Below are 11,436 nucleotides of genomic sequence, written 5' to 3'. Positions count from 1 at the left end.
TTCCCGTTGCTGTAAACGGACTAAAAATATTAGAGGAACCACCGCTGCGACTGCGAACGCTAAACACAACAGTATTGGCACTGACATAGGAAAGCCCGCATCTAACATAATTCCCAATAACACTGGCGACAAGGCACTGGAAAAAACCATCATAGCACTGGCCACCGAGCGTATTGTTCCTAGTGAAGCTACACCGTATAATTCGGCCCACATGGCGTTAGTTAGTACGGAGGCACTTCCGCCGGTAAACCCCGCTAATACCATGTACAGCAGAGCAATCCACGGACTATCTAACAATGCTAGGGTAATTAAGCCTACTCCAATAGGTAATAAATAAAACGGAAGGAGCTGAATAGCATTCCAGCGATCAATTAGCCAGCCTACAATTACTGCGGCTACTACGGTTGCTGCCGCATAGCCAGTAAAACAAGTGGCGTACCAAGTCAGACTCCAGCCTTTAGCTTCTACTAGTGCCACCTGATGAAAGAAAATTCCGGTATTGACGAACGCCGGAGTAAGCACCGCCGGAGCGACCAAATAGAACCGAACATCTTTCAGTACTTCCTTCATTCGCCAATTTTTGAGCGGCACCGTAGTAGAGGCAACTCGCTTCATATTCTGTAACCAGGAAGTATGCCGTTGCTGATGGCCTCGGAGCAAACCGATCATCGTCGGTAACACTACCAGTAAACCGAGCACACTCACGACCAGCCAAGTGTTACGCCAACCTACCGCTTGCATTGTGGCTACGCCCAAAACCGGAAAAATGGCTTCGCTCAACGGAAAACCCATTGTAGCAATGCTCGATGCTTTGCCGCGTTGAGCATCAAAATAGCGAGCCATGCTCGTCATAGAAGTATGCGTCATCAACCCCTGACAGGACAAACGCAAGCCATAGATTCCTATTCCTAGCCAGAGTACAGCCGGGGCAAAAGCAAAAACAGAACTGGCAACAATAAATCCAACACAAACCCAGATAGTATAATTAATCAACTTCGTGCGATCCAGATAGCGACCTACGAAAATTAGCGTAGCGGCACTACTAAGCGTGGCTAGCGAGTAAATTAATCCAAAGCTACCGTGCGATAGCTCAAAGCTATTCCGAATTTCTTCGCTGAATAAGGAGATAAAGAACGTTTGGCCGAAGCCTGAAAAGAAGGTGAAAAATAAGCCAAATAGCAAAAACTGTGCGTTCTGCTTAAAAAATTGGTAGTAATTCATACCTTCAACATTATCAAATCGCCCACAGGTGTTTTGGTGCAAACTTATTCATAACCATTCGATAACACTAAACTAACCCCTCGTTTGCTACTGGATTTTTTTTCGTTTGTAGTTGAGCAACGCGCTGAAATTCTTCATCAAACCTACGAGCATCTCTGGATCACCATGATTGCCCTGGTAATTGCTACAGTAGTCGGCATTAGCATTGGCATTCTGCTTACTCGCTACGAAGCGGCGGCTCAGCCTATTCTTGGCTTCGTCAACATCGTGCAGACTATTCCCAGTATTGCTCTGCTAGGATTTATGTTACCATTCTTCGGCATTGGAGTGCTTCCGGCTATTATCGCGCTATTTCTGTACGCACTGCTACCGATTGTCCGCAATACCTACACCGGTATTCAGGGAGTAGATGCGGCTATTAAAGAAGCTGCGCTGGGTATGGGCATGACCAATCTGCAAATCTTACGAATGGTAGAACTGCCTTTGGCGGCTCCAATCATTTTTGCCGGAGTTCGTACTGCCATGGTCATTAATATAGGAGTAGCTACGCTTTGTGCCTTGATTGCTGCCGGCGGATTGGGCGAGTTCATCTTCCGGGGCATTGCGGTGAACAATACGTACATGATTTTGGCCGGAGCGATTCCGGCTTCGCTACTGGCGATTGTGCTAGATACTTTACTAAGCCTAATTCAACGCCATATTCATAAGCTGCTGAAACCACTGGCGATCGGTTTTGGGATTCTGTGCGTGGGCCTGATTGGACAAGCTGTGTGGCCTTCCGCAAATGCGAACCCTTCGTCGTTAGTAGCCGGATTCAATTCTGAATTTATGGAGCGAGCCGATGGGTACCCTGGACTACAGCAGAAATACGGCTTTTCTATAGAAGCAATGGAGATGGAGATTGGCCTAATGTACGAAGCTTTGAATCAGAAGAAAGTAGATGTTATCAGTGGTTTTTCTACCGACGGACGCATTGCCGCCTACAATCTGCGGGTTCTGGAAGATGACTTACAGTACTTCCCCCCCTACTACGCCGCTCCGCTTACCCGTCAAGAAACGCTTAACCAATTTCCAGAACTACAGTCACTCTTTCAGCAGCTCGCTGGCAAAATTAATGAAGCGGCAATGATGCAGATGAACTTTGAAGTAGACCGAAATAAACGATCACCTCGGGCGGTAGCTCAGGAATTTTTAGATGCACAAGGATTTACGACATTTGAAAAAAAGCAAGGAAACCCTGACTTAATTATAGGTTCCAAAGCGTTTACCGAAAACTTTATTCTGGCCGAATTATTTACGCTACTTATTGAGGGGCAAACCAGTTTGACGGTAGAACTCAAACAAGGATTTGGAGGCACTAAGTTACTAATGGATGCGATCATCAACGGCTTCGTCGATATCTATCCCGAATACACCGGAACTGTGTTGCTGGTCTTACTAAAACCGGAAGCAGCTACGGTAGACAGTTTAGTGCAAAACAAAGATTGGGTGTATGATTACGTACAGCGAGAAGTACAGCAGCAGCACAATCTCACTTGGCTACCACCTTTGGGCTTTAACAATACTACCGCCCTTATGATGCGGGAAAACCAAGCTCAAAAGTTGAAATTAAACAGCATCTCTGATTTAAAGAAATACCTTTATAATGATGAACGAATTAATGATTGATGAGTAATGGACTGAGATTGGCTAGTGTCAGTTTGTAACTCGTACGGGTATTAAACCGACGTGCCTTAGCTGTCAATGTTGTATGTAATTGCTAATTGCTTAGTATAGTTCTTTATATTTTTCAGCTACATAAGCCACTGACTTCTTAAGCTCGGCAATTTCGTCGGCACACATACTTTTGTAGGGTTCTTCCATCTCGGCTATATTTATTAACCCTTCCACCCGGCTAATAGAGTTTAAAAATCGCTGATGATGTAGATCGTGCACAATGCCATCGTGCAACTGTTTGTAGTCTATATTACGATTTACATAGTTGTTATGTACGTAGTACAAATAAATACTAACTACTAGAAATAGGACAAGAATAACTAAAATGTCTATCCACCAAGGTGAATCATTGCTAAATGGCAAAGTATTGAACGTTTGAGAAATACCTAAAAACAAAGCTGCCAAGACGATTATCTGCATAGCAAAGTCTCTCTGAGGTATGGATAAAAACCAAGCTGATGCTAACATCACTATTACAAAATACAGGTTGAATGTCCAAATGAATACATGCAGATGACCGTAGTAGGGGAAATCAATATCATCAGGGATAAATCTCCACGAAAACAGTATTAGCGGAAGCATTAGTACGATAATTATGCTTACTAACTTACGCCGGTCTCTTAAAGTATACCGAAATGTCTTAATTATTGATTCTACCTGTTGCTTCTCTAATATCTTCATAATGCTACTTACCTGCTAGCAAGTCGGTTATATAACGTTGCTAATGGTATGAGCACGAATATTCCGCCAAATCTTATCGTATAATCATCTTTCTTCTTCTAAATCATACACGGGCAAAATATAAAAATCACTAAAAAATAGACATTTTTCCTTTATTTCTTACATAGTGATTTATCGTTTAATATGAAGTAAGGATTGTATATACTTTCACTAAAATCTTTATACAGTCCTAATTAGGACTACTCACGAAAATACTGTATGAATGAGATGTTGATTTTCATTTTCGTAATTAATAAGATATATATCACGAATATTTTATATAACTTCTAAATATTATAAAATAATTTAAATTATTTTGTCAATAGTCATACTAAATCTATTCATATTACTGTTAGACAATCTTTTTTTTGGATCAAATTATCATATATTCCACCAATTTACTTTTTGTAATTTTTTGTTCTTTTTTCAAATTTTTATCACAAGTCAAATAAATTATATTTTATAAATAAATAGAATAGTTATATTTGTAGTGTAGTTGATCAACTTCTCTTACATCACTTTGATGTATTTATGTTTAATTATTTTACCTAAATTATTTTACTATGAAAACCTTCATTTTAAAAACTGTCAAACTTTCCTTCGCTTTCGCTATTCTTGCGACAACTCTATTTAGTTGTAGCGAAGAAGCTATTAATCCTGACGAGTCAATGGGTATGCCCAAAAAGTCAGAGGTAGTGCCTAGATAAACTCGGCAGTATTTTAATTAAATGTGAAGCACATACTAGACTGAGTTTGGTATGTGCTTACTTTTTGTAAGCTATCTTTCTAAATCCAGTTTGCTACTCCTCCTTGCTTTTGTTTAGCCTTACCACTATTATTCACCAGCAGAATATTCTTGGGCGAACTGCTAAATTTACGTAGTTTAAGCCTTCAAACCACTACCCTATGATTCAAGTCGCCCTAGCTTCTTATGGCATGTCCGGAAAGGTTTTCCATGCTCCGCTGATTACTACGCATCCTGATTTTCAATTATATAAAGTGCTGGAACGCCATCGCGATGATGCGGTAGTTGATTACCCCGATATTATTACCGTTCGGCAGTTTGATGATTTGCTAACTGATGAAAAGGTGGATCTGATTGTGGTCAACACGCCTAACACCCATCATTTTAGTATGACAAAGGCAGCACTGGAAGCGGGAAAGCATGTGGTAGTGGAGAAGCCGTTCACTAATACTGTAAGCGAAGCTGAAGAACTTACTGCTTTAGCTAAACAGAAAAACCGAGTTCTTACCGTATTTCAGAATAGGAGGCTAGACAGTGATTTCCTAACCGTACAAAAAGTGCTAAAGCAGCAGTTGTGCGGACGAGTAGTAGAGTTTGAAGCTCACTACGATCGCTACCGAAATTACATTCAGCCTGATACTTGGAAAGAGGAAAGCGGACCTGGCTCAGGCATTCTTTATAATTTAGGCTCGCATATGATTGATCAGGCACTCGTGCTATTTGGAATGCCCGAAACCCTGTTTGCCAAACTCAGTATCCAGCGAACCGGAGGGAAAGCCCCTGATGCCTATCATCTTATTTTAGGCTACCCTGATAAGCAAGTCACGCTAAAATCAAGCTACTTGGTGCGCGACGAAGGCCCTCGATACAAAATTCTGGGTGAATTAGGCACCTTCACCAAGTACGGTTTAGATTCTCAAGAAGATGACTTGAAGGCGGGTAAGATGCCTAATGAACCTGATTGGGGTACTGAGTCTGAAAAAATTTGGGGTACCTTAAATACTGAACTAAATAGCCTACCTTTCCAAGGAAAAATAGCTTCCGAAGCAGGAAACTATCTAGCTTTTTACGATAATCTTGCTCAGGCAATTTCTACTCAATCAACCCTACTGGTTCCCCCAGAAGAAGCTAAGCAAGTAATTCATCTTATTGAATTGGCCTATCAGAGCAATGAAAGTGGCCGAGAGTTGAAAGTATAGACGAAGACCGAAAGCCGGGAAGTCTAAGCTAGAGGTTGAGAGTAGAAGTGTTATAGTAGTCTCTTATAATTAGCTATGTACTCTTACCCCAGTCCTCCTTTTGGTTTTAGCTTCTAAATTCCAGACTTCTGCCTTTGGTTTCCAGAATCTAGTGTTTGGTTTCTTTCTATTATTTTTGGAAGTATTGCTTATTTACTACCTTAGCACATCATTCATCAATTATGGTTACACTACGGCTCAGCGAGCGTTACTTTACTCGCGACCCTCAGCATACGGAATTAGGTTCAAAGATTATCAGTCAGAGCATTAAGATGATTGATGAATTGGGGTTTGAACAATTCACATTTAAAAAACTTGCTACCGAAATTCAGTCTACCGAAGCGTCGGTCTATCGCTACTTTGAAAATAAGCATAAATTACTTATCTATTTAATTGCTTGGTATTGGAAGTGGATGGAGTACTTAATTGACTACCAAACCAATCATCTGACTGATTCGGAAGAAAAACTAAAGACAGCTCTCAAAGCAATCTGCGATGAGGCTGAATTTGATCCCGCCTTTGCTGATATTGACGAAACTGCTCTTTATCGAATTGTAGTTTCTGAGTCCAACAAAACCTATTTGACAAAACAGGTAGACGAAGATAATAAGGAAGGCTTATTCAGGGGCTATAAAGATCTATGCAAACGAATTGCGACTATTGCTAAAGAGGTAAACCCTGAGTATCCCTATCCTAACGCTTTGATCAGCACCGTGTTGGAAACTTCGCATCAGCAGGCTTACTTTGCGCTACACTTGCCGTCTCTTACCGAAGTAAACAGAGACCAACCTAACCTACATCAACAAGTATATCAGTACGTAGAAAACTTAGTTTTTGCCGCACTTCGTCAGTGAAAATTACTAGTAATTAGATTTATTGATAGGTAATAGCGGTGCCACTAGCGGTTACCATCAGCATACTAGATTCTCTTCCCACAGTTTCGTAGTCTAAATCTACTCCAATAACAGCGTTGGCACCTAACTTGTCAGCTTCTTCCTGCATCTCGCGTAAAGCAATTTCTTTAGCATCTCGTAAAGCCCGTTCGTAAGAACCCGAACGACCACCAACAATATCGCGAATACCAGCAAAGAAATCACGAAACACATTAGCTCCAATAATGGCTTCTCCGGATACTAATCCAAGATGTTCAGTAACTGTCTTGTCCTGTAAGGTAGAAGTGGTGGTAATTAGCATAGTATTTTTATTAGATCAACTTTTGCCAGCAATTACTGTTTGGCTCCACGCTTTTAAAAGTTAACAATACCACCAATAACGGCATAGTGTAGTAGATTAAAGTTGTATACTTCATCATTATTGGCCCCGCCTTCCAGTATACGATAACCAGCCTTTAGCGTGACTCTACGATTAGGGTAAAGATAAGCAGCCAGTAGCACATCTTCGGCCCGCCCCTGCGGTGAAGCTAAAGCATCTCCCACTAGCACAATAGATAAGCGTTCTTTAGCAAACCACTCTGCTCTAAAGTTTATTAAAGGAACAAAGCCTACATTGGTTTTCTCTTCAGAACGATTAGCACTACGCAGTTGAATAGAGGCATCCCGAATTTTAGCCGTAGCTCCAATTCCCCACTGAAAGCGACCTTTTCGCGCAAATTCGTAGCGATACGTTAGGCGATAAGAATTGAATTGGTAGGCCGCTTCAACGGGAGTATTCGCTAAAAAGGTTTGATTGAGAAAGGTTACTTCCCGATTAAATTCTCCCTCATAGTTGACAGTAAGTGGGGCGAACAAAGCACTGAATGTGTGTTTATTGTTGAGGGTGTACTGCAAACGTAGCCGGTAGTAAACGCGGTTGATAGGCGACAGATCGTCATCAAGCGAAAAGAAAGTACCAGCATCGCCCGGCACCCGCACATCGTTGTATTCGCTAAATACTACCCCCGACTCGAAGTTGAACCGCCATTGTGCGTGGGATACTTGAGCAACCAATAGAATAAAAAAAGCTAAGCAAAAAATTATTCTCTTCTTCATTGTTTAAAAAATGGTTGATGATTCGTTCTATCAACTAGCAAACTACCTCTATCGTTTTCTGAAATTCACTGGTATATTTACCCCCCTCAAACAAGAGCTCAAGTTGAACCCCCAACAATCGCCTATATGAAAATAGCATCCGTAAATGTGGGATTACCCCAAAAGGTTACCTTTCAAGGAAAAGAGATAAGTACTGGTATTTTCAAATCACCAACTAATGAACCAGTGATGGTGCGTAAGCTCAATTTAGATGGGGATCGACAAGCTGATCTTCGAGTACACGGGGGTGTGGCGAAAGCCGTTTACGCTTACCCACAGCAGCACTACGCGGGCTGGAAGCAAGATTTTCCGCAGCATGATTTCCCAACGGCTGTATTTGGCGAAAACTTAACGGTGGATGGCTTGGATGAAACCACGGTGAATATTGGTGATCAGTTTCTAGCGGGGGAATGTGAACTGCAAGCAACTCAACCCCGCTTTCCCTGCTTTAAGTTGGGTATTCGCTTCGGTGACCCCAAAATGATTCGCCACTTTTTACAGCGCAACCAGCCCGGAGTTTACTTCTCGGTAATCAAAGAAGGGTCAGTACAGGCCGGTGATTCGCTGACGCTACTAAAAAAATCTGATTCTCAATTAACAATCACCGACATCGTTCGCCTGTACGCCATTGATAAGAATGATAAAGAAGGAATAGAAGTAGCCGCGAACGATCCGTATCTTCCTGAAGATTGGCGAACGTATTTTGCGAAGAAGCTTCAATAGAGCGTTTCTATTCCACTAAAACGCCAAATTATCTAACTTAACCTTATCACCACCCGATTCGATAGAAGCAAGAATTCCGTCGATGATTTGAATATCGCGTAGTCCCATTTCTCCGGGTACGGGAGTTTGCGTATTGTTCATGATGCAGGCAGCAAAGTCGTCCATTTGCCGAGCTTGCTGGTTTACCTGCGGGAAGTTGAGTGGTTCTTCATTGGTCTTTCCTTTTAAACCACCGTACTGAGAATACGGATCAAGTTCTATCCAACCATTTTCAGCTGATACGTACAGATAGTTCATACTGGCATTGTGGCTCGTTTCGCAGTTAGCCACCACCCCACTCGGAAATTCAAATTGGAAGGTGACCGTCTCGTCAGTTTCATCAAACTTCTTGGGCATAGTCTTAAATTCCTGCGCTCGTACATACAATGGGTTTTCCCCCACCGCATAAATTGCCCCCTGAATGGCATAAACACCCATATTTCCTAGTGCTCCGGTTCCGGCTAAATCCCTCTGCAAGCGCCACTGATCCCAATTATCGCCCATGCGGTAGCCCGCCCCGCAGCGTACGAAATTAATATCTCCCATCGTATTCTTCTCCGCTATCTCCATCACTTTCTGGTTGTACGGCTCAAAATGTAAACGATAGCCAATGGATAGTTTTACGCCCGCTTGCTCGCAAGCATTCATCATCTGCCGACACTCTTCTACATTCATTGCCATTGGTTTCTCGCAGATCACATGCTTCCCAGCTTCGGCAGCTCGAATAGTATACTCCGCGTGCATAGAATTAGGTAGCACAACGTAAATAATATCAATATCTTCGTTATCAGCAATCTGATCGTAGGTTTCGTAGTTGTAGATATTTTTCTCCGGGATACCATACTTGTCGGCCCAGATTTTCTCTTTTTCCGGGGTACCCGTTACTACTCCAGCTAAATAACAGTTTTCGGTTTCTTGTAATGCTGGTCCTAGTTGCCCTTTGCTGTAACCGCCCAAGCCAACCAGTGCAACTCCTAGTTTTTTGTCTTGAGAAAAGGAAGAAGCAAATGAATGAGTGAATGGAAGTGCTGAAGCTCCCGCAGCTACAGTACGGGTAAAATTGCGTCGGTTCATACTTGATAATTCAAAAGATAAATTTATTCGAAACTGATAAGGCTCAAACGGTTGAGGCCTCAGATACTTTTTTAAACCGATCGCCTGATTCATTGTTTTTTGTACAGATATGAAAAATACTGCCCTTTACCACTCAACTAATTCCTCATAGTTGGTGGAGTTACCTCTTCGTCTAACGAATCTTTCTTGATTACTTTAAATCGAGCTAAAATCATTATATTGATTACCTAACCTCTATCGGCATGAATTATCTCAACTGTACTCACAAGAATTCTGCATTATTCCTCTTACTATTCCTATGCTGGATTCCGATGATTTCTTCGTCGCAGACTATCAGCTCGGGGAATCAACTTCACGGGGGAGGGGTTCAGTGGCCAACAGAAGTACATGTAGAAGGAAGCCGGTACCTGTATGATGAATTTGTAATGGGAGAAGTTTACGATAAAAAATTGGATATTCGCCAGGCTCCCCTTCGGCTAAATTTACACCACGACGAACTTCAGTATATAGAAGATAGTGCAATTTTCGCCTTCGCTGATCCAAGTAGTATAGAGAAAATCTTCTTAGGCAATGAAGTATTCATCTACGTTGAACCAAGCTTGGAGACAGAGGCATCAGGATTTTTAAAAAAGTGGAATTCTAGTTATCCTGCTATCTTGACTAAAATGAAAACTTCTTTTTATAAGGAAACCACCGAATTTTTGGGAAGAATAAAACCAAACCGTTTTGTTCGCGACCCTGATGTACACTATCTTATGAAATCTGAAACGAAGATTTTTAGAATAACTTCCGTCAAGAGTCTTATTGATGAATTGGGATCGTACTCAAACGAACTATATGATTTTGTTAAAGAGAAGAAGATATCTAAAAATGATGGAGCCGAGTTAGCAGAACTGCTAAATTATTACCATTCTTTAAATGGCTATCTTTAGCTCAATGCTAACCGTCTATTTTTAATGAAAAACTACGGAAGTATTTTACTCCCGTAGTTTAGAGGTTATGTATTAGGGAAAGAGGGGTTGACTATTTTACAACCATTACTAGGTACTTAGAAGACTCCCAGAATTTCTCAGGATCAGCAATAACTAGCTGGGTGGTTTTAGCTTCTTCGTCGGCTTTGATCTGGTAAGAACCCACCGGATGCGTAGTAGCTAACTTGACATCTTCACTGGGTAATGGAAAGCTCATTTGCTGGCGGATGTCAATTTTAGTGAACTGCTGAGCGTCGTACTTAGCCGCTAAAGTAGTAGTTCTACCTAAACCAAGCACACCACCCTTACGGTCAATCACCGATTTTTCTTGCAGTTCTTTGGAAGTTCCAGTCACGTAGAAGGCTTCGTGGAGTTCGGTTACTCGCTCTTCAATCACTGAGTCTTTCGCCACATTAGTTTTTTCCAGATCGGCTACGTTCGTGTTCAAATCCTCAATTTTAATTTCCATCGCTACCAACTTCCCTTTAAGGGTACCAATTTCTGCCTCTCGTAGCTTAATCTGCTCAGTTAAATCATCTTTTAGTTTGGTTAGCGATTTTCTCAGTTTACTATTCTTACCGTAGGCTCCCGCTAACTTCTTATTTAATTCCTGGATTTTCTCTCGGTTTTCTACCAATAGCGCATCAATTGTCTGAATATCGCTAACAATTTGCTGCTGGGTTTCTTGAGGACTTGCTCCTTTCTCTTTTTGGGTAATCTCAATGTTCAACTCCCGTTCCCGAATTTTATGAAGATTATCTTCTACGGTGGCTAACGACTCCATAAATTCAGTAAGGGTAGCATCTTTTTGTTCAGCCGCCGCCATAATTTGCTGTCGCTCAGCTTCTAGAGCTGCAACTTGATTCTCTAATTCTTTATGATTACAGCTAACCATTAGGGCTAGAGCGGGGACAAGGATTGCATATCTTTTCATAAGTCTCAATAATTTAATTGTGTTAATC

At 41.6% G+C, this 11,436-nt stretch carries 12 protein-coding genes; 6 read left to right on the top strand and 6 right to left on the bottom strand.

The window, feature by feature from the left end; genetic code table 11:
• Nucleotides 1-1,221, bottom strand: a 1,221-nt coding sequence (locus tag WBA23_RS09525) for an MFS transporter (protein WP_424582046.1), incomplete at its 3' end; no start/stop codon positions are given.
• An 84-nt stretch (nucleotides 1,222-1,305) separates the two neighbouring features.
• On the opposite strand from WBA23_RS09525, the gene WBA23_RS09520 reads away from it, so the two are divergent.
• Nucleotides 1,306-2,889 (top strand): ABC transporter permease/substrate-binding protein, encoded by a 1,584-nt coding sequence (locus tag WBA23_RS09520; protein WP_424582045.1) that lies wholly within the window; start codon nucleotides 1,306-1,308, stop codon nucleotides 2,887-2,889.
• A 99-nt stretch (nucleotides 2,890-2,988) separates the two neighbouring features.
• On the opposite strand, the gene WBA23_RS09515 is transcribed toward WBA23_RS09520, so the two are convergent.
• A complete protein-coding gene (locus WBA23_RS09515) occupies nucleotides 2,989-3,618 on the bottom strand; it encodes a hypothetical protein (RefSeq protein WP_424582044.1) in 630 nt (209 codons plus the stop codon).
• A gap of 602 nt (nucleotides 3,619-4,220) precedes the next feature.
• Between WBA23_RS09515 and WBA23_RS09510 the strand changes: the two genes are divergently transcribed.
• The 3 genes from WBA23_RS09510 to WBA23_RS09500 all read left to right on the top strand — a co-directional run bounded on the left by WBA23_RS09510 (nucleotide 4,221) and on the right by WBA23_RS09500 (nucleotide 6,494).
• Complete coding sequence (locus WBA23_RS09510) at nucleotides 4,221-4,364, top strand: hypothetical protein (RefSeq protein ID WP_424582043.1); 144 nt, start codon at nucleotides 4,221-4,223, stop codon at nucleotides 4,362-4,364.
• Between the two features lie 199 nt (nucleotides 4,365-4,563).
• The gene (locus WBA23_RS09505) at nucleotides 4,564-5,601 is read left to right on the top strand and encodes an oxidoreductase (RefSeq protein ID WP_424582042.1); all 1,038 of its coding nucleotides are present in this window, start codon (nucleotides 4,564-4,566) and stop codon (nucleotides 5,599-5,601) included.
• Between the two features lie 221 nt (nucleotides 5,602-5,822).
• Nucleotides 5,823-6,494 carry a TetR/AcrR family transcriptional regulator gene (locus tag WBA23_RS09500; RefSeq protein WP_424582041.1) on the top strand — a complete coding sequence of 224 codons (672 nt, stop codon included), beginning with the start codon at nucleotides 5,823-5,825 and terminating at the stop codon, nucleotides 6,492-6,494.
• Between the two features lie 19 nt (nucleotides 6,495-6,513).
• Here WBA23_RS09500 and WBA23_RS09495 read toward each other — a convergent pair whose 3' ends face one another.
• Complete coding sequence (locus WBA23_RS09495; RefSeq protein ID WP_424582040.1) at nucleotides 6,514-6,834, bottom strand: heavy metal-binding domain-containing protein; 321 nt, start codon at nucleotides 6,832-6,834, stop codon at nucleotides 6,514-6,516.
• 53 nt (nucleotides 6,835-6,887) lie between these two features.
• Nucleotides 6,888-7,628 carry a hypothetical protein gene (locus tag WBA23_RS09490; protein WP_424582039.1) on the bottom strand — a complete coding sequence of 247 codons (741 nt, stop codon included), beginning with the start codon at nucleotides 7,626-7,628 and terminating at the stop codon, nucleotides 6,888-6,890.
• A gap of 126 nt (nucleotides 7,629-7,754) precedes the next feature.
• Between WBA23_RS09490 and WBA23_RS09485 the strand changes: the two genes are divergently transcribed.
• A complete protein-coding gene (locus tag WBA23_RS09485) occupies nucleotides 7,755-8,390 on the top strand; it encodes an MOSC domain-containing protein (RefSeq protein WP_424582038.1) in 636 nt (211 codons plus the stop codon).
• Between the two features lie 15 nt (nucleotides 8,391-8,405).
• Here the strand turns inward: WBA23_RS09485 and WBA23_RS09480 are convergent, their stop codons facing one another.
• Nucleotides 8,406-9,503 (bottom strand): Gfo/Idh/MocA family protein, encoded by a 1,098-nt coding sequence (locus WBA23_RS09480; protein WP_424582037.1) that lies wholly within the window; start codon nucleotides 9,501-9,503, stop codon nucleotides 8,406-8,408.
• 311 nt (nucleotides 9,504-9,814) lie between these two features.
• Here WBA23_RS09480 and WBA23_RS09475 point away from each other — a divergent pair, with 311 nt between their 5' ends.
• Nucleotides 9,815-10,435, top strand: a complete 621-nt coding sequence (locus WBA23_RS09475; protein ID WP_424582036.1) for a hypothetical protein — start codon at nucleotides 9,815-9,817, stop codon at nucleotides 10,433-10,435.
• 91 nt (nucleotides 10,436-10,526) lie between these two features.
• Here the strand turns inward: WBA23_RS09475 and WBA23_RS09470 are convergent, their stop codons facing one another.
• Nucleotides 10,527-11,408, bottom strand: a complete 882-nt coding sequence (locus WBA23_RS09470; RefSeq protein ID WP_424582035.1) for a hypothetical protein — start codon at nucleotides 11,406-11,408, stop codon at nucleotides 10,527-10,529.
• Nucleotides 11,409-11,436: the final 28 nt, after the last annotated feature.

It is taken from the genome of Tunicatimonas sp. (genome assembly GCF_049647865.1).
In the GTDB taxonomy this organism is placed as follows: domain Bacteria; phylum Bacteroidota; class Bacteroidia; order Cytophagales; family Cyclobacteriaceae; genus Tunicatimonas.
Note: the sequence above shows the minus strand (reverse complement) of the source record. Positions and strands in the feature narration are given on the sequence as shown.

Bases quoted from the DNA above. Each gene is read 5' to 3' on its own strand.
- WBA23_RS09475 (WP_424582036.1), top strand. From the start codon at position 9,815: ATGATTTCTTCGTCGCAGACTATCAGCTCGGGGAATCAACTTCACGGG.
- WBA23_RS09515 (WP_424582044.1), bottom strand. From the start codon at position 3,618: ATGAAGATATTAGAGAAGCAACAGGTAGAATCAATAATTAAGACATTT.
- WBA23_RS09485 (WP_424582038.1), top strand. From the start codon at position 7,755: ATGAAAATAGCATCCGTAAATGTGGGATTACCCCAAAAGGTTACCTTT.
- WBA23_RS09505 (WP_424582042.1), top strand. From the start codon at position 4,564: ATGATTCAAGTCGCCCTAGCTTCTTATGGCATGTCCGGAAAGGTTTTC.
- WBA23_RS09500 (WP_424582041.1), top strand. From the start codon at position 5,823: ATGGTTACACTACGGCTCAGCGAGCGTTACTTTACTCGCGACCCTCAG.
- WBA23_RS09495 (WP_424582040.1), bottom strand. From the start codon at position 6,834: ATGCTAATTACCACCACTTCTACCTTACAGGACAAGACAGTTACTGAA.
- WBA23_RS09470 (WP_424582035.1), bottom strand. From the start codon at position 11,408: ATGAAAAGATATGCAATCCTTGTCCCCGCTCTAGCCCTAATGGTTAGC.
- WBA23_RS09510 (WP_424582043.1), top strand. From the start codon at position 4,221: ATGAAAACCTTCATTTTAAAAACTGTCAAACTTTCCTTCGCTTTCGCT.
- WBA23_RS09490 (WP_424582039.1), bottom strand. From the start codon at position 7,628: ATGAAGAAGAGAATAATTTTTTGCTTAGCTTTTTTTATTCTATTGGTT.
- WBA23_RS09480 (WP_424582037.1), bottom strand. From the start codon at position 9,503: ATGAACCGACGCAATTTTACCCGTACTGTAGCTGCGGGAGCTTCAGCA.